This is a genomic window from Algibacter sp. Ld11, from assembly GCF_045066735.1.
Taxonomy (GTDB): domain Bacteria; phylum Bacteroidota; class Bacteroidia; order Flavobacteriales; family Flavobacteriaceae; genus Algibacter.
Genome location: NZ_JBISHH010000006.1, coordinates 1 through 17458, shown reverse-complemented (window position 1 = coordinate 17458; position 17458 = coordinate 1). Strand labels below are relative to the sequence as shown.

At 31.2% G+C, this 17458-nt stretch carries 21 protein-coding genes; 6 read left to right on the top strand and 15 right to left on the bottom strand.

The window, feature by feature from the left end; translation table 11 throughout:
* Window positions 1-3: 3 nt before the first annotated feature.
* Window positions 4-576 carry a hypothetical protein gene (locus ACJJV4_RS02800; RefSeq protein WP_405291908.1) on the bottom strand — a complete coding sequence of 191 codons (573 nt, stop codon included), beginning with the start codon at window positions 574-576 and terminating at the stop codon, window positions 4-6.
* Window positions 577-625: 49 nt separating this feature from the next.
* Entirely contained in the window at window positions 626-2047 is a 1422-nt protein-coding gene (gene cls / locus ACJJV4_RS02795) for a cardiolipin synthase (RefSeq protein ID WP_405291906.1), read from the bottom strand.
* 148 nt (window positions 2048-2195) lie between these two features.
* Here cls and ACJJV4_RS02790 point away from each other — a divergent pair, with 148 nt between their 5' ends.
* The 4 genes from ACJJV4_RS02790 to ACJJV4_RS02775 all read left to right on the top strand — a co-directional run bounded on the left by ACJJV4_RS02790 (window position 2196) and on the right by ACJJV4_RS02775 (window position 5808).
* Window positions 2196-2630 carry an arsenate reductase family protein gene (locus ACJJV4_RS02790; protein ID WP_405291904.1) on the top strand — a complete coding sequence of 145 codons (435 nt, stop codon included), beginning with the start codon at window positions 2196-2198 and terminating at the stop codon, window positions 2628-2630.
* 82 nt (window positions 2631-2712) lie between these two features.
* On the top strand, window positions 2713-4089 hold the full coding sequence (locus tag ACJJV4_RS02785; protein WP_405291902.1) for a hypothetical protein: 1377 nt from the start codon (window positions 2713-2715) through the stop codon (window positions 4087-4089).
* Between the two features lie 5 nt (window positions 4090-4094).
* Complete coding sequence (locus ACJJV4_RS02780) at window positions 4095-5201, top strand: DUF748 domain-containing protein (protein WP_405291900.1); 1107 nt, start codon at window positions 4095-4097, stop codon at window positions 5199-5201.
* 115 nt (window positions 5202-5316) lie between these two features.
* On the top strand, window positions 5317-5808 hold the full coding sequence (locus ACJJV4_RS02775) for a Dps family protein (RefSeq protein ID WP_405291898.1): 492 nt from the start codon (window positions 5317-5319) through the stop codon (window positions 5806-5808).
* Between the two features lie 65 nt (window positions 5809-5873).
* On the opposite strand, the gene ACJJV4_RS02770 is transcribed toward ACJJV4_RS02775, so the two are convergent.
* From ACJJV4_RS02770 to ACJJV4_RS02760, 3 genes are all read right to left on the bottom strand, one after another.
* Complete coding sequence (locus tag ACJJV4_RS02770; protein WP_405291896.1) at window positions 5874-6335, bottom strand: hypothetical protein; 462 nt, start codon at window positions 6333-6335, stop codon at window positions 5874-5876.
* A 21-nt stretch (window positions 6336-6356) separates the two neighbouring features.
* Entirely contained in the window at window positions 6357-6581 is a 225-nt protein-coding gene (locus ACJJV4_RS02765; RefSeq protein WP_405291894.1) for a hypothetical protein, read from the bottom strand.
* A 201-nt stretch (window positions 6582-6782) separates the two neighbouring features.
* Window positions 6783-7580, bottom strand: coding sequence for a hypothetical protein (locus tag ACJJV4_RS02760; protein ID WP_405291892.1), 798 nt, complete (start codon window positions 7578-7580; stop codon window positions 6783-6785).
* A 303-nt stretch (window positions 7581-7883) separates the two neighbouring features.
* Here ACJJV4_RS02760 and ACJJV4_RS02755 point away from each other — a divergent pair, with 303 nt between their 5' ends.
* Window positions 7884-8483 carry an MCP four helix bundle domain-containing protein gene (locus ACJJV4_RS02755; RefSeq protein WP_405291890.1) on the top strand — a complete coding sequence of 200 codons (600 nt, stop codon included), beginning with the start codon at window positions 7884-7886 and terminating at the stop codon, window positions 8481-8483.
* 333 nt (window positions 8484-8816) lie between these two features.
* Here ACJJV4_RS02755 and ACJJV4_RS02750 read toward each other — a convergent pair whose 3' ends face one another.
* The 4 genes from ACJJV4_RS02750 to ACJJV4_RS02735 form a co-directional block, all read right to left on the bottom strand.
* A complete protein-coding gene (locus ACJJV4_RS02750; protein WP_405291888.1) occupies window positions 8817-9299 on the bottom strand; it encodes a DUF4240 domain-containing protein in 483 nt (160 codons plus the stop codon).
* 147 nt (window positions 9300-9446) lie between these two features.
* On the bottom strand, window positions 9447-9887 hold the full coding sequence (locus ACJJV4_RS02745; RefSeq protein WP_405291886.1) for a hypothetical protein: 441 nt from the start codon (window positions 9885-9887) through the stop codon (window positions 9447-9449).
* Window positions 9888-10090: 203 nt separating this feature from the next.
* A complete protein-coding gene (locus ACJJV4_RS02740) occupies window positions 10091-11122 on the bottom strand; it encodes a helix-turn-helix domain-containing protein (RefSeq protein WP_405291884.1) in 1032 nt (343 codons plus the stop codon).
* Window positions 11123-11314: 192 nt separating this feature from the next.
* A complete protein-coding gene (locus ACJJV4_RS02735) occupies window positions 11315-11461 on the bottom strand; it encodes a hypothetical protein (RefSeq protein WP_405291881.1) in 147 nt (48 codons plus the stop codon).
* 227 nt (window positions 11462-11688) lie between these two features.
* Between ACJJV4_RS02735 and ACJJV4_RS02730 the strand changes: the two genes are divergently transcribed.
* Window positions 11689-12483, top strand: a complete 795-nt coding sequence (locus tag ACJJV4_RS02730) for a TerC family protein (protein ID WP_405291879.1) — start codon at window positions 11689-11691, stop codon at window positions 12481-12483.
* A gap of 64 nt (window positions 12484-12547) precedes the next feature.
* Here the strand turns inward: ACJJV4_RS02730 and ACJJV4_RS02725 are convergent, their stop codons facing one another.
* The 6 genes from ACJJV4_RS02725 to ACJJV4_RS02700 form a co-directional block, all read right to left on the bottom strand.
* Complete coding sequence (locus ACJJV4_RS02725; RefSeq protein ID WP_405291877.1) at window positions 12548-15115, bottom strand: ATP-binding protein; 2568 nt, start codon at window positions 15113-15115, stop codon at window positions 12548-12550.
* A 161-nt stretch (window positions 15116-15276) separates the two neighbouring features.
* Window positions 15277-15723: a response regulator gene (locus ACJJV4_RS02720; protein ID WP_405291875.1), complete on the bottom strand. Its 447-nt coding sequence runs from the start codon at window positions 15721-15723 to the stop codon at window positions 15277-15279.
* A gap of 15 nt (window positions 15724-15738) precedes the next feature.
* Window positions 15739-16290 carry a helix-turn-helix domain-containing protein gene (locus tag ACJJV4_RS02715; protein ID WP_405291873.1) on the bottom strand — a complete coding sequence of 184 codons (552 nt, stop codon included), beginning with the start codon at window positions 16288-16290 and terminating at the stop codon, window positions 15739-15741.
* A 308-nt stretch (window positions 16291-16598) separates the two neighbouring features.
* Entirely contained in the window at window positions 16599-16934 is a 336-nt protein-coding gene (locus ACJJV4_RS02710; protein WP_405291871.1) for a hypothetical protein, read from the bottom strand.
* 88 nt (window positions 16935-17022) lie between these two features.
* Complete coding sequence (locus ACJJV4_RS02705) at window positions 17023-17214, bottom strand: hypothetical protein (protein WP_042498647.1); 192 nt, start codon at window positions 17212-17214, stop codon at window positions 17023-17025.
* Between the two features lie 75 nt (window positions 17215-17289).
* Window positions 17290-17451: a DUF1328 domain-containing protein gene (locus ACJJV4_RS02700; RefSeq protein WP_405291866.1), complete on the bottom strand. Its 162-nt coding sequence runs from the start codon at window positions 17449-17451 to the stop codon at window positions 17290-17292.
* Window positions 17452-17458: the final 7 nt, after the last annotated feature.

Sequence of the window (17458 nt, the reverse complement as noted above, 5' to 3'; positions counted from 1 at the left end):
AAATTAATTTTCTACAGCTTCCCGTTCCTTCACTAATAACAAAATTTCATCTGGAGCTAGGTAGTATTTTTTAATACGGGCTTTATAAGTTTCTTCTATTTCGGCATTATTCAAAATAAAATGTTTAGTTTTTAAAATATAATCTGCCATTCCAGATGACACGGCGTAAGAATCTGCTGCGCGCTCTGCTATTCTAATATAATTATCTGATATAAGGTATCTAATTCCAAACCAAATAAGGTTAAGGCTACTGCGGTTTTGGTAATCGCAAATATGGCCCAATTCATGACCAAGCCATCCAATTAAAATATCGCTTTCTACATCGGTAGTTTTAAATTCTTTTCCTGAGATTTTAAATTTTCTACTTAACAGAACTAAATACTTTCTTTTCTTTTTCGACTTTAAAAGACTGCAAAAAACAGGCTGTGCTTGCATAGTCGATTTTCTGATATTCTTTTTAAATCGAAATTCTATCTCAGTATCTTTTAACTGCGGATAGTAGGCAAGCGCAATGGTTGCTTCTTTTTTTATAATTTCGGGTATAATGTATTGTGCTTTTGTGTATTCTACACTCATAAATATTAGTATATAAATTAAAAATTTCATTTGTTTATTTCAATACGCTTTAAAGAAGCGGGCTAAAAAACTTAGCAATGCCCTCTGTTAAACGTTGCCATACTGGTCTGTTTTTAAAAGACTCATAATCTAGCGCTATGTAATTATTACAAATAGTATCAAATTCTTTCTGTATGCTTTGTGTTAATTCAGTATCATATAATAGGGCGTTAGTTTCAAAATTATGCTCAAAGCTTCGGTAGTCAAAATTGCCAGAACCTATAGAAGCAATTTCACCATCTATTAAAATCATTTTACTATGAGAGAAATCTGTTCTCAAGTATATTTTTATTCCAACGGCTAAAAGTTGCTCAAACCTAGAAAACATACTTAGTTTTGCCATTTTAGAATCGGATACTTTTGGCACCAGAATACTCACTTCTACACCACTTAGAGCCGCTATTTTTAAAGCCTGTAAAACCGCTGTGCTTGGAATAAAATAGGGGTTGGCAATGCAAATACATGTTTCAGCAAGATTAATCATGCTTATATATTGTTGCATAATTGCGGGTTGTTTGGAGTCTGGTCCTGCGGCTACAATTTGTATGGTATGTTTGCCTTTTTGTTCAATTTTTGGAATGTATTTTTCTTTTAGAAGTAATTCTTCATTACTTGCAAAATAGTAGTCTTTAATGAAAACACGGTGCAAACTCTTTACCACAGGACCTTCGAGCTTAATATGTATATCATTCCAAATACCGAGATCTGAAATAGGTTTTATATAATGATCGGATACATTAACACCACCAGTAAATCCAGTAATACCATCTATAATAATCATTTTTCTATGGTTTCTGTAATTCAATGTAAAAAGAAGACTTCCAAAACGAATTGGCATCATAGGGTACGCTTTTACACCAATATTTTTGAATCTTTTAATAGTGTTACCACTAAAGGTTGCGCTCCCAAACGAGTCGTAAATTAAACGTACCTCAATACCTTTTGCTATTTTCTCTTTAAAGATCTTATAAAATCGTTCAGATAATTCGCCTTCAGAAAATATATAATATTGTAAATGAATAAAATGCTCTGCTTTTTCTAAAGCTTTAAAAATACTTTCAAAGGTTTCTTCTCCACCATTAAGTACAGTTGCATTATTTCCTGCATAGGGTTTTAATAGTGTACCGTTTTCAATAAGTCTAGATAGTTTATTCTTTTTGGATGATTTAAAGTCAACGCTGTTTTCGAGCTCATGAATATCTTTGTATTTTTCATCAAAAAGCTTACGTTTCTCGGTTTGTTTTAATCTAAAAAACTTAAATTTTCTTCTATTTACACCAAAAAGATAATAGAGCATCGGGCCAGCAAAAGGCAATAATACTACTGCTAGAAGCCAACTTAATGATTTTGTTGGTCGGCTGCCATGGAGTATAATACTTATAATGCTCCATAGTGTAACAACCCCATAAAAAATCCATAATAGTGTGCTCATTATCTTGTTTAGTTTTGTACCCACAAGATAATTAATGTACTACTGAAAGACGCTTAATGTGTGCTTTTAAGTTACAAAAGAATTTGATTGCGCTAATTAAAAAAGTGGAATCAGGGTATCTTTCGACTTAAATTAAAACATTATGGGCATGATTTCAACAGACAACAGAAAAATTACAATTTATTATCATTCGGAGAACTCTATAGGTAAGCAAACTTATGCTTATGTAAATGCATCAAGTAAAAAACTTCATGCTGTAGACATATCCAAAACTAAGGTAACCGGAACACAATGGGCAGAATTGGCAACTAAGCTAGGTAAAAATATATCCGATTTAATAGATAAAGAAGATTCAAGTTTTAAAGAAACCTATGGTGAAAATCCAGCTGTTATGGAACAACACGATTGGTTAAAAATATTAGAAAATAAACCAAAATTATTAAAGTATCCTATTGTTATAGATGGTGAAAACTATTTGCAAATTAAAAGTGCAGCCGAGTTTAAACAACATCTAGAAGCCGATAGCGCAGGGTTAAATAAAGAACCAAAAAGCAGACAATTTACTGAAGACAGCAATGCCTAAACCTAATAAAAATGCGCATACAATATACAAAAAATGGCCCCGAGTTTTACTTGGGGTCATTGTTATAGTCTTGCTCTGTTTTTTGGGATTACAGTTGTATGTAAAACAGAAATTAGCCGAAATTATAAAAGAGAAAACACCAGATAATATTGAGTTGAGTTATGATGATTTGGATGTGAATATACTTTTAGCTTCTGTTGAATGGCATAATTTGAGGTTAAAGACTTTAAAGAACAAATCTAAAGAAGCACTGTCTTTAGTAACTCTCGAAACTTTAGAAATAAACCATATTGGGTATTGGTCACTTTGGCAAAATAAGCGTTTTGAAGTCGATAATATCAAAGGTGTAAATGGCAACGTAACCTTATTTAAAAAAGAAACGGAAGATGTTCATTTTTCTTTACAAGATATATCTTTCGAGTTATCCGAATTAATAACCGATGAAGCCATGCTTCAGAATAAAATACCGTTTAATTATAAAAATCTGGATATCGATTTACAGGAATTGTATTTAGATTTAAGTCGTTTTGAAACTTTAAAGATGGCAAGACTTTCATTTAATAATAATGACTTAGAATTTCAAGATGTGTCTATTACTTCAAAATATAATAAAGAAGAACTTTCTAAAAGATTACTAGTAGAGCGTGATTATGTTGATTTTAAAGTACCTAGCGGTATTATAAAAGGGCTAGATTTGGAAACTGTTAACGACAGTTTTTCAGTTTCAGTAGAGCGTTTTGACTTAAATAATTCTGAATTACAACTTTATAGAAATAAACTTTTGCCGGACGATTTTACTATTAAATTGCTTTATGGTTCCAAATTAGAAACATTACCTATAAAACTAAATATTGAATCATTTTTTGTGAACGATGCCGATGTGTTTTATTCAGAAAAGGTAGATTTAGACATTGATCCGGTATTTATCTCTTTTGAAAATTTAGATGCTGAAATCCTTAATATCTCAAACACAAATAATAAAAAAATAGATATAAAAGTGCTTGCTAAGCTTATGGGTGAAGCACCAATAGAGTTTGAGTGGGATTTTAATACTAAAGATACTGCCGACTCTTTTAATGCGTCTGCTATTTTAAAAGATTTAGATGCCACAACTATTAATCCGTTTTTAGAAGCTCAAGCCAATGTTAGGGCAGTGGGGCGTATTCACGAGATGTATTTTACGATACACGGTAACGATTTTGAATCTCACGGCGACATGAAAATGAAATATGAGAACTTTAAATTCTCTATCTTAGACGAAGATCAGTTAGGAATTAATAAAACGCTGAGCACTCTTGTAAATATTCTAACCAATGATGGTTCTAAAACCGATGCTAATGGTTATAGATATGGAGATATTAATGTGGAGCGCGACAGAACGAAGTCGTTTTTTAACTACCTATGGTTAAACACTAAAGACGGATTGAAAACTACCGTAGTTGGTAACGGAAAAAAATAATACTTATGGAAAAGAATAAAAAAAGAGGCTTTAGAAAAAAGCGATATACGATACCAGTACTTATTATTGGGATTTTAATCTTATTTAGATTGTTATTACCTTTTATGGTTAAAAAATATGTAAATAATGTACTTGCAGATATTCCTGGATATTATGGTCAGGTCTCGGGTATCGATATTTCACTGTTTCGAGGTGCTTATGTAATTCATGATTTATATTTGAATAAGATTGATGCAGGCTCCGAAGTGCCATTTATAAAATTAAAAGAAACAGATATTTCAATAGAATGGCGTTCTTTATTTAAAGGTAGGGTAGTGAGTGAAATTGTAATGACCCAGCCACAATTTATTTATGTGTTTGAAGATCAACAAAACGATGAAGCTGCCGATCCAGACTTTGATGATTGGACCAAAGCTTTAACCGATTTAGTACCTATAGATATCAATAATTTAGAAATTATAGATGGCACAGCTGCTTTTGTGCAACTTACCGCCGATCCAAATATCGATTTAAACTTAAACCAGATTCAGTTAAACGCTACCAACCTGAGAAATGTAGAACGTACCAATCGGGAACTACCGTCAGAAATTACTGCAAACGCCATATCTATCGGGCAAGGAGGCTTTAAATTGGAGGGTAAAATGGATTTAGTTAAGCAAATTCCAGATATGGATATTTCTTTTTCTTTGGAAGATGCCTCTGCAACTGCATTAAACGATTTTACTAATTATTATGCTGGTATTGATTTTGCTGATGGCAGTTTTAATGTGTTTAGTGAAATCGCGATAGCCGATGGTTTTTTAACGGGTTATGTAAAACCTTTACTAAAAGACTCTAAACTTATAAGTGCTGAGCAAGACAGTTTTTTAAACACACTTTGGGAAGGTTTTGTAGGCTTCTTTAAGTTTGTACTTAAAAATAAAGGTAATAACACTTTGGCATCAAAAGTTCCATTATCTGGCGATTTAAACCAAGTTAAAACAAAAGTATGGCCGGGAATACTGAACATTTTTAAAAACGGCTGGATACAAGCCTTTAAAGGTGTTGTAGATAACGATATAGATTTTGAAGATGCCGAAAAAGGTAGTAAAAAAGATGATAAGAAAAACTAATGTGCTGTTATAGTCGTTCTATTTTTTTTACGTTAATTTTTAAATGTTTAGCGTTAATGCAGGCTGTTGTTTACATGTATCTTTATACTATAATAACAACAAAATAAAACATAAAATGGAAACTACAACAGCAGAAATAGGAATTAAGAAAGACAATAGAAAAGCGGTAGTAGGTATGCTCAAACAACTACTATCCGATGAATATGTAATGTATACAAAATACAGAAATGCACACTGGAATGTTGAAGGTATCGATTTTCATAGTAAACATGTGTTTTTTGAAGAGGAATACGGAAAACTTGAAAATACTATCGATGAAGTAGCAGAACGTATTCGTATGTTAGGCTTTTATTCACCAGGAAGTATGCAACAGTTTTTAGAACTTTCTGAATTGAAAGAAAACGGACCAGATACTAACAATAGCGCTAGTTTTATGAAAGTACTATTAGAAGATCATGAAACCGTAATTAAATTTATAAGAGAAAGTATTGGTGATAACGCCGAAGCACATAACGATGAAGGTACAGCCGATTTTATTACCGGTATTATGCAGATGCATGAGCAAATGGCCTGGATGTTGCGTTCATCTCTAAAAACGTTTAAATAAAAAACAAAAATTGCTAGAAAAAGAAAAATGCGGTAAGAGGAAACTCTTATCGTTTTTTTTTGTGCTTAATTCTGATTTAAATATACTTTAAAATTTCTTATTAACCGCTTATTCTCATTCCGCATCGCATAAGTGAGGATTAAAAAGAATATTGGGAAAATAAAATAAGCTGGTATAAAAATGCCTATTTGCAACCATAAATCTATTATTAACATGAGTATGGGGAGGAAAAGTAAAAATAATAACCAATATCTGCTTTTAGTTTCTAAAGTTATTTTTGTTTTTAAACTGGACAACTCGGTTAAATTTCCTTTGGCTATGATATCACTTTTTGTGTTGTGATAATGTGTGTCGAAAGTTAGGCTAGAGCCAAACGAGAACTTTAAACTGATAATAAAACGCGTCTCAGATTCCCATCTAAAATGAAACGTTTTTATATCTTCATTGAGTTTTTCTTTTAAACCTTCAATACCTAGATTTAAAATAATATCTTCTTTATGAGATTTTACGAGTGACGAGAAATTCAATGTTTAACTATTTTTTTTACATTAAAATATCAAAATACTTGCAGATTTTAACTCAAAAATTAAAGCAACCGTTAATCCGCCACTAAAATATAGCGCTCCTTGCCAATAAAAAGTTTGTGTTCCCCATTGTTTCCACATGTTTTTACCATATTCCTTTTCGGCATAAGTACGAGTTAATCTCCAGTACAGAAAAGTGATTACTACAAAAAGGCATATTGCTATAAGTATTATCAAAGTCTTTTCCATGGTTTTAATTTTTAGTTTATAATTAGGTTTTACCCGTACTTGAGTGCATAACTAATTTAATGAATTTAAATGAGATGAGCATATTAAGTCTCAGGTTTTTTATAAGCTAGGTCACAAGGTAAGCCTGTTTTTAAATTTCTTTTAGAACTTCGCATAAATCACAATGCTTGGCTTTAACCATTCTGTTTCAATAACTTCTTTTTATTCAATAGCATCTAAAAAAGGTTTCATCTCTAATAATTCAATATCATCACGTTTACGTAATTCCTTTAAAAACCAACCCTTATGTCCAGCGCCATATGTAATTAGTATGCGTTTTCCTTGATAACGGTGTTTTTCTAAAGCCTTTTCAATATTCCAATAATGTGCGATATTAATATTTTCCCAGCCACCAAGACCAAGTTCATCATTAAACAATTTATTATATGTTTGTAGACCTATATCTTGAATGCTATCATATTTATTGGTATGAATAAAATAGGGATCATTTACTTTACCACTGGCTAGGTACAATGAATCTGACAGTTTATTTCCTTTTACATATTCAGCCCAATCATCAGCTCTCGAAGTGTCTTGGCGAATGGCTCTTAATTTGGCCCCACGTTCGGCTGCCATATATTTTGTCCATCCAGCTGTTGGTATAATTTCAAACTTCATTTTCTTTGATAACGGAAAAATAACATCAACATATTCAGGAAAACGCATGGTACGAGGTTCCGAAATACTATCATCTCTTTTAAACCCTTCCAAGGCTACTTTAAAAGCATTGGGAGGAATCTCTGTTAATATGTAATCTGGGTTTATTTCAGTAATTAATTTTTTTAGATAATTTATGCTATAAACACTATCGGTACGGTGCCCACTATGAATAGTTCCCAAAACTAAAACTTCGTTTTTTGTTTTTTTATTTAAAGCGACTTTTTCCTTAGTTTGATTACAGCTCGATATAGTGAAAATTAAAATTAATAAAATTGAAAAATTGATTGTTACTTGTTGCATTAGATTTTTAGCTTTTAGGATGTGAATGTATTTAATGAGAGGAAAATTAGTTTTATTGATACAAGTAGTCAATTTATTTTCTATTTCTTACAGTTTTTGTGCGTCTATTGTGGAAGTTCTCGGTAGGTGTAGATTTTGATGATCTCGGAGTTTAAGAACTAAAGTTTGTATGCAAGTTATAATTAGAAAATTTTAACTAAATTTTAGTAAATAAGCTTTGGCTCAGAGCGCTTTGTAAACTGTGTTTTCTAGTCTTTTTTGTATATTTACAGTTAGCGCTTAATCTCTAAAAAGCAGCAAAATATGGGGTTTTATAATAAATTAAAGTGGATACTTGGAATACTAATGATTTTTGTTTTAATCATTGCGACTAACTTAATCGATAAGAACAATTTTGTTCGTGTTCGCGATTCTGTAGTTACAATTTATGAAGACAGGTTAGTGGCGAATGATTTGATTTTTGAAATGCTAAAATCTGTTCAAGAAAAGGAATTAGCCGTTGCCATATCCGATTCTACTTTTTTTGATAATAAAAACTCAAAAGTTAACCATAATATAGAAGCTCTGATTTCTAGATTTGAGCAAACGAAATTAACTTCGCAGGAGGAGAACGTGTTTACAGATTTAAAGCAGAATGTTAATTTGTTAGTAAATGCTGAAACAAAATATTTAAACTCTAGTTATACAGATAATATTGCGGTTATTAAACACATTGAAAACTTAAAAATAAACCTCAGCGATTTATCTAAAATACAACTTACAGAAGGAAACAGACAAATGTCTATTAGTAAGCGCGCGCTTGATTCTGTAGAATTATTCACCCAAATTGAAATCTTTATATTGGTGCTTTTGGCTATTGTAATACAAGTTATTGTAATGTATAATCCTAAAACGAAGTCTTAAATAGTATCAGTTGTTTATAATAACCAAGTAGTTAGAACTCTTATTTTTTTTAATTCTGATACATAAAATTTAATTTCTTTGTTTACAGTAGGTATTGTCTTTGTGATACTTTGCTATGTGTTTCTTTTAAGTAAAAAAATCAAATAAATCGTCAACAATTTTATCCATGTTGTTATATGGGATGGATCCATTCAAGAGTAATGGGTTGAGTTTTAAAAAGCTATTTTATATTTAATTTACAATTGTTAATGCTTTAAATTATCAGCCTTTAGTGTAGCTTAGGTTTTGGTAATATATATAGGACTCTTAGTGTTATGAAAATGCTGTTATACGCTATTCAATCCAACCTTTCGAATTTGAACAAGATTCCATAGAATGTTTTGAATATCTATCAAACTCTTCATTAAATAACTCTTCATATACTTGATATGCCGAGAAGCCAAAACCTTCCGCCTCTAAATCAAATTTTGCTTTATAAGGAGTTTTGTCAATTAAATCATAGTAACTTTTTCCCATTCCTAAAATAAAGCATCTGCAGTATAAAAATCCATCATCAGAGCCATCCGTATACGTGTGAATATCTTTTCTGTCAATATGGTACATTCTTTCTTCAAGAATATGAATGAATTCAGTGAGTTCTTCTTTTTTAAGTTTAGATAATCGTTTGATATAGTTTTCTGTAATATCCTCTTCTAACTGATAACTTAATTGTTCTACAGAATCCTCATCATTATTTGCTTCATCTCTCTGTTTTTTTAGCTCTGGAGAATCTTGCCACGATTTTTCTATTATTTCCCAAAATTTTTCTTCCGTCATTTTTTTATGCTTTATAAGTTTTTCTGTAAGAATAATTAATGTTTTGCGCTCGAGAAAGTTCTGCAGTAAAATTAAATGTAACGTACACGTAACTACCTTTGATTTAGTATTAAATAGCAATTGTTTTTCCGGTGTTGTAAGTAGTTTTTAAAATGGTTTTTTAAATCTTTTTACAATTTCAGAACCATCTTCAAAAGTCTGCATGATTATAAGTTCATTATCTTTTTCAGAATATTTTATTTTTTCGTCAAATTTAGTGTCTCTCCATCTTCCATCACTATTTCCCCAGGAAACTTTGTTTCCACTAATCTTAATCTTGTAATCAAACTTTTCCCCATCATCCTTTCGAGTATACGAAACGGTATAAATTCCACCATTGTCTTTTACTTTAATTATTTCAGGTGATTGATTCATAATCGCAGAAACTGTGTATTTAGCAATTTCTGATTCGGTAAAAACTTTCTTGGGAAATTCAACTTTTTCTAATTCAGTTTTTGAGTTGGTTTTTTCTTCATTTTTTTTATTTCCACAACTACTAACTGTTATGGTCAGAATTAAAATGCTTATCAATGTTTTTAGTTTAATCATATTGGTTTGGTCAAATTACTCCCAACAAACATATAAAAACCGTTTCACTAAATTCACAATAACGATTAACAAAAAGTAAGACTTTTTAACAATTCCGTGCCCAAACTAAACTCAACCCAAACCTTAGCAAAAACAAAAAATCCGCTAAGCTAGCGGATTTTTTCATTGTTATTTCGGGAGTGACCCCGAAAATGGATTATTAATTAGGCTGTTACAGCTACCGAATATTGATTTTCTTGGTAATACTTTGGGCTACAGTTATATTTCTCTTTAAAAATTTTAGAAAAATAACTTCTACTTGTTAAACCTACAGTATAAACAATTTCAGAAATATTTAAGTCTGTTGTTTTCAATAGGTTTTCAGCAGTTTCTACACGAGTATTTCTAATAAAGTCCGATACCGTACGGTTGTGCAATAATTTAAAACCTTCTTGTAATTTTGCCGGAGACATACCACCTTTTTTACTTAAGTAAGCTAGTGTATATTTAATTTCCGGGTAGTTTTGTATAAAATTAGATAGCTCGTTAATGGTATCCATCTCGCTTCTAGTTAAAGAACCAAAGTTAGTTACACCATTTTTGGTATCCTCGTTATGTTGTTCAATTTCTAAAGCCAAAATCATGTGTACAATACCGTTTGTTAGTAATTGTCTAACTATACCTTTTTGCTTGATGGCTTCTAGTTGTTGTATTTTTTCTGCAATTCTTAGATTATAAGACCCAATGTATGCAAAAATCTCTTTATCACCTTTTGGCATAAAGGTTTTTAAAAGTTGTGTTTGTAATAGGTTTATAGCATCTGTATCTTCACTATCAGATTTGGTATCAAAACTAATATTAGAGAATTTTACCGATTGTCCTTTTCTAAAAAAGAAACAACTTGTTTTATGTGGATCACTAGCAAAAATACCTGTTTGGAATTGATTTAAAGAACGTTGTTTACTGTTTAATCCAAAACCATGACTCATTTGTCCTTCTGCACAATACAGAAAATAGATTGGGTTAGTGCTAGGTGTGTTTCTCGCAATTACCGTATCGTTTTCAAACGTAATATTATATTCTAAGAAAGATATATTATCGTTAACAGATACACCTTTAATTTCTCCCTTAGCGATATCATTATCGATTGCTAAAGCGTATTCTTTTTGAGCAGAATCTAAACGTCCACCTAAGTCTTCTTTAAGTTGATTAAAGGTTTGTTCTAAATTATTTGTTTTAAGATCTATAACTTTCATAATAATGCGTTTTAAGGGTTAGGGTTTTACTTTTCTTTTAATACTCTTATAATTAGTATTACTGTTGCCGATACTAAAAAAATGTGTGATATAATGATAAGGTCGTACATAAAAAATCCGATGGCCCAAAGTCCGAATAGGAGTATGGCAAGTACATTTAATATTTTAGACATATCATTAATTTTGATTCGTTTAGTAATTTGGGTCTTGTTGAGTTCCTTCATTAGAACTTATAATACTTGATGTTGAAATTTCGTTTTCTTTATTATCTAAAGTGTCTATAGACCATCTACGTCCAACTCTAGAATTTGTTAAGTAATTAGGGCTTTTATTTTTCATAATTGGTTTACTATTTTGTTTGATACAAAGTTCAGAAATAGACACACCTTTTTCGTTATACAATTTTCGTATTATGTTATATAATTTTGGGAAAGTGCCTATTTTAGGACGTTAAACCATTAAGTTTTGATTCAAATGAAGGTTTTTAATCAAACTGTGGTTATTTTTTTATAAATTTCATCTGTATATTAAACACACTTTAATTACGAATAAACTTAAATAAAATTATGTTCGAAATATTTACCAGTGCCGATGCTTGGGTGGCATTATTAACACTTACATTTTTGGAAATTATTTTAGGAATAGATAATATTGTGTTTATCTCTATTGCTGCCGATAAACTTCCAGAGCACCAACAACGAAAAGCAACCAACCTCGGGCTCATTCTAGCCATGGTACAGCGCATTTTATTATTATTAGGTGTATCTTTCCTTGTTGGATTAAAAGAGCCGTTTTACTCAATCAGTTGGTCTTGGTTAGAAGTGGGTGTTAGTTGGCAAGCGCTTATCTTATTTTTTGGCGGACTCTTTCTATTATATAAAAGTACTTCGGAAATACATGAAAAATTGGACGAACCTGGTGAAGAGGAGAATAATTTAAAGGGTAAAAAAATAACATCACTCTCTAGTGCTATCATGCAAATTGTACTCATAGATTTTATTTTCTCTATAGATTCTATATTAACTGCAGTTGGCATGACAAATGGTATTGGAGAACACCATAACGACGCGCTTATATTAATGATAATAGCCGTGGTAATATCGATATTAATAATGATGGTTTTTGCGAACCCGATACGCGAGTTTATTAGTGCGCACCCATCTATGCAATTATTGGCCTTATCTTTTTTAATTCTTATTGGGTTTATGCTAGTTACAGAAGCGGCGCATTTATCTGGTACGGTAATATTCGGGCAAACCATTGGAGCAATTCCAAAAGGGTATTTATATTTCGCTATTGCTTTTTCGTTACTAGTAGAATTTTTAAATATGAAACTTAAAAAGAAATCAATCAAAAAATAAGCGCACCGTTTAGAGATGCGCTTTATAATTTTGTTTTATAGGAAAGTTTTTGGGCTAGCCAACTCTAAGCAGGCAAGTAGATACAAAATGTAGAACCTTTACCAGGCTCACTTTGTGCTACAATATGTCCTTTATGATTTAAAACTATTTTTTTACAGATGGCCAAACCTATACCTGTTCCAGAATATTCTTCTTTTTGATGAAGGCGTTCAAATAAACCAAATATCTTTTCAGCATTTTCTTGATCGAAACCAATACCATTATCCATAATAGATATGCGGTAGTAGTTTTTACGTTTCTTATCAAAAACTTCCGTTATTCTATTTCTTGAAAGTTTTTTACAGTCAATAATTATTTTTGGAGCTTCTGTAGTGCTACCGTATTTAATAGCATTTGATACTAAGTTATTAAAAAGTTGTTCCATTTGAAACGGAATAGCCTTCAATGATGGTAAAGTGTCTATCATAATATCAACACCCGTTTCCTCAATGCGCTCTTCTAGATCTCCTAATACTTTTTCCATAGTATCGTTAAGCGATATTTTAATAAAGTCTTTTTTAGTACGGTTAATACGAGAGTATGCCAATAAGTACTTAATAAGCGTTTGCATACGGTTTGCCGAACTATCTATTTTCTCGAAATACATTTTACCTTTATCAGATAATTTATCCAATTCACGCTCCGAGAGGCGCGATATAAACATTTGTATTTTTCGCATAGGTTCCTGCAAATCATGACTCGCTACACGGTTAAAAGATTCTAATTCAGCATTAGAGCGTTTTAGCTCTTCATTTCTATTTCTTAATTTTTCTTCAGTTTTTACACGGTTAGTAATATCCTGAATAACACCAACCGATGCTGGTCTGCCATCTTTAATAACCTTTTGGCCGTTCACATAAATATGTTTTATATTTCCTTTTTTAGTAATAACACGGTAAGTATGTATATCCGAATTACCTGTCTCAACCGTTTCTTCTCCTAATTGGTCATAGCGCCCTAAATCGTCTGGATGCACAAGTTCTCTGTAATTATCGAATGTAACATCAAACTCATTTGGAGTGAAACCTAAAATACGGTAGAAATTATCAGATATATTTGCCGATCCTGTATCTAAATACCACACATAACTACCTATATCTGCAACACCTTCGGCATCTTTAAAAATAGAGTTTTGTATTTCAAGTTCAGCATTTACATCCTTTAATGCTTTAGCTCTTGTTTTTTCAAGGGTAATATCACTCGTTGTTATGGTTACACCATCGTTAAGCTTAATAGCAGTAGCTTGGAACCACATGGTTTTTCCATCTTTTTCAAAATGAGTTTCGTATTCTATTTGGCGCTCTTCTTCAATACAGGTTACCATTTTTTCAAAAACGCCATTTTCAAAAATTGTAGGGTAAATATTTGAAGCTTTTTTATGCTTAACATCGGCTGGAATGTCACCAATGACATCGCTTATAGCATCGTTAATAAATAGCGTTTCAAAATCTATTATTTTTCCCGAAGTATTTCTAATAGATTTAAAGTGCATTACGATATTCGAGGTGCTTTTAAATACGTTACTCAAGAAAGCGCGATTGTCTAGCAGTAAAAGATTTTGAGTTTCTAGTTGGTCTTTAGCCGAAATTAAATTTTGTTTGATTGCATGCTCCTCGGTAGTATCACTAGCTGTGGCCAAAACGCCATCGTCTAGTTTAACAACATTTGTTTTAAATCTGTAAATGTTGTCATTAAAGTTGTTCGTTTTTTCAAAGCGTTGGGTTTCGCCACTATTGTAGCATGTTACCATAGCATCGAAAACACCATTCTCGAAGTGTATTGGTAGCACTTCGGAAAGTAATTTACCTTCTAAAACGAGAGAGGAGGTACCTAAAACATCTTCAATATTTTCGTTTACATATATAATTTTAAAATCGGTTATTTTATCATGTACATCTTTAATAGGCTTGTAATAACTTACTATGTTTTCGGTATTTTTTAATACACTTTCTAAAAAGGCCGTGGTTCTATCATTCTTTTTTCGCTGCTTGTTAATTTGCCAAAAAGAGATTATAAAAATTAATAAAGAGAACATGCCTAAAAACAACGTCATTATCGGGTTTAAGCGCCTAGATTTAGAGAATTCTTCTTGGCGACGTGTTAGTAGAATTTCTTCATGACCCAACATATTAGCTTTAATGGTTTCAATTTTTCGCATTAAGGTAGATACATCGCTTAAATGAGCATTTTGCAATTCCTTATCTTTAGTAACATTTGCATTTAAAGCATCTAAATTTTTATAGAATGCACCTTCCAAATTCAGGAGCTCTTCTAAATTCTTTTGTTGCTTAAGGTTGTCTTTAGTTAAAATATTAAGCCTTTTGAAAATTTTTAAGGTTGTGTCTTTTTGGGTTTTAAGTAAAGCAGTTCCATCAACATTGTTTAGCAATTTATTTTCAAACACTCTAGATTGCATCATAGCATATTGAGAAAATAGGCTGTTAATCTCGGTTTCTACACGAAGGGTGTGCATTACCATTTCTGCAGTTTTCTCTAATTCTCTAATTTGCTTGTAACTATTGCTTCCTAAGTAGATAAGCACGGATAGCGCCAAAATAAGTAGTACAATAAAAATCTTGTATGTTTTAATCACCTTATAGTTTATATGTATGATAGCCTGGCTAAAATAAGGAAACTATTTTGTAAATAACCGTTTCGGTTAACAGTGTAACCGATTGAGTTAAAAAAAATAGTGTTTGAGCACATAAAAGAATTTGTGCTATGCTAGATATTAGAAAACCTTAAAAGCGCAAATTATAATCGCAATAAAAAATTATCTCTATTTAGTGCAGAGGTATGGTATTGCCAATTAATTTTTAGAACCTTATCTATGGCTTTTTTTAATGCAGTAAAGCTATTGGGTTTATTGATATAGACGTTGGCACCGTTAATAAAGGTGTTTTCAATATCTTCTTCAGAAGAAGATGTGGAGTAAATAGCAACACATAATTCTTTAAGGGTTTCGTTTGCACGAATTTCTTTTAAGCATTGCATACCGTTTTTAATTGGCATATTTAAATCTAGAAACACAATTTCTGGTAAAACAGTATCGGGTAATACTAAATAATCCATAAGTGCTTTACCATCATTAAACAATGATAGTTTTGTTTTTACATCAATTTCCGATATAGCCTCATCGAATAAAAAGCGATCATCCGCATCATCGTCGGCCAAAACAATATTCATAATATTTAACGGCATAGCTCTATAATTTTATTATTCAATTTCTTGTCGTTTTTTAATAATACGCTGAAAAGCAGAAGGCGTAAGGCCAGTTGTTTTTTTAAACTGCGCAGATAAATGGGCAACACTACTATAGTTTAGTTGGTGTGCAATTTCTGTTAAGGTAAAGTCTTTATGAATAATAAGATGCTTGGCAATGTCAATCTTTTTTAAAATAATAAAATTCTCAATAGAGGAATAGGTTATTTCTGAAAATATTGACGATAAATGAGCATAAGAATAATTTAACTCATCGGCTAGATAACTAGAAACGTTGTATTTGCTAGATTTTTCAGGATCACTTATAAGATCCGTAATTAAATCCTTTATACGTTCTACTAAAACGTTTTGCGGGTTGGCTAATATTTCAATGCCATATTTGTTAAACGCTTCGGTAATTTGTTCTAGTTCTAATGCAGTAAGTTTTTTCTGGAATTCAACTTCACCTAAGTTGTTAAGCTTATAATTTAAACCAAGTGCCTCTAACTGTTCGTGTAAAACGGCTTTGCAGATAAAAGTATAATCAAATTTGATGTTTATTTTCATAAAACCAGACTAATATTGGATCTAAATGATTTAAAAAAAATGTACTTTTTGAGTATAATTTTAATTCGATAAATATAATGTTTTTATAGTTATCAATTATTTTTTTTAAAATTTTAGATAATTAAAGAAGTCTGTTAATTATTCTGAAATGAAAAAATGGTTTTAGATGAAGTTAATATTACAGAAAATAATATGGTATTGTAAACAGGTAGCTGTAGTTATTTAAATGTATTTCATGGGTTTAGAGCAGAGATTTACATTTGAAATTCTATTTTTAACATGAAAATTTTAAACTAAAACTGCTAGTTTTAGTTTAAAAAATTTGCTTTTTGAGATATGTTTTCTTTTGGTATGGCTTTAAAAAATTCGGCTGTACTAGTATTACTAGACGGGCTGTAGTTCGCCAAAACCGTACCTTTAAGTCCATCTTTCGTTTCAATTACATATAAAATTGACATGTCTGATGGATTGCTCATACCTTCAAAACGATGCTCTGCAACAACATTAATGTCCATAGGGTAGTACTCTGTTTTTGTTTCGGTACCCACTAATTTGTGGTTTACCATCATAAAGTTTCCTGTAAAACCGTTTTCTTGGTATGCTTTTATAAAATCTTTTTCACTTTTTAAATTTTTCTTTTCCATGGCTTTTATGTTTTATAAAAAACGGGCTAAATCTGTTTGCAGAAATGCCCGTTAATTTCTATTATATTAATTCTCTATTGAAAAACTATTAATTGTCGTCTGTAGCATCATCAATTTCGTCTTCAATTTCTTCAACACCTTCTTCGATGTTGTCTCCAGCATCATCAATAGTTTCTTCAACTTTTTCTGATGTCGATTTTTCATCTCTACAACTTGTAAACGAGGAGATTGAAATGGTGAATAATAAGGCGTATGCTAAGAATAAGAATGATTTTTTCATTTTATATATGTTTTAAGGGTTAATTTATTATTGGTTTAATTAATTCTTGCTCCAATATTTGCAAGGTGTGTTTATTTATACGCTTTTTTTACCTCTGATTAAAGAGACTATAAATAGTACAATAAATATGAAGAATAATATTTTAGCGATGCTTGCCGCACCTGCTGCTATTCCTCCAAATCCGAAAACTCCGGCTATTAGTGCTAATATGATAAAAGTGACTGTCCAACGTAACATAGTAATT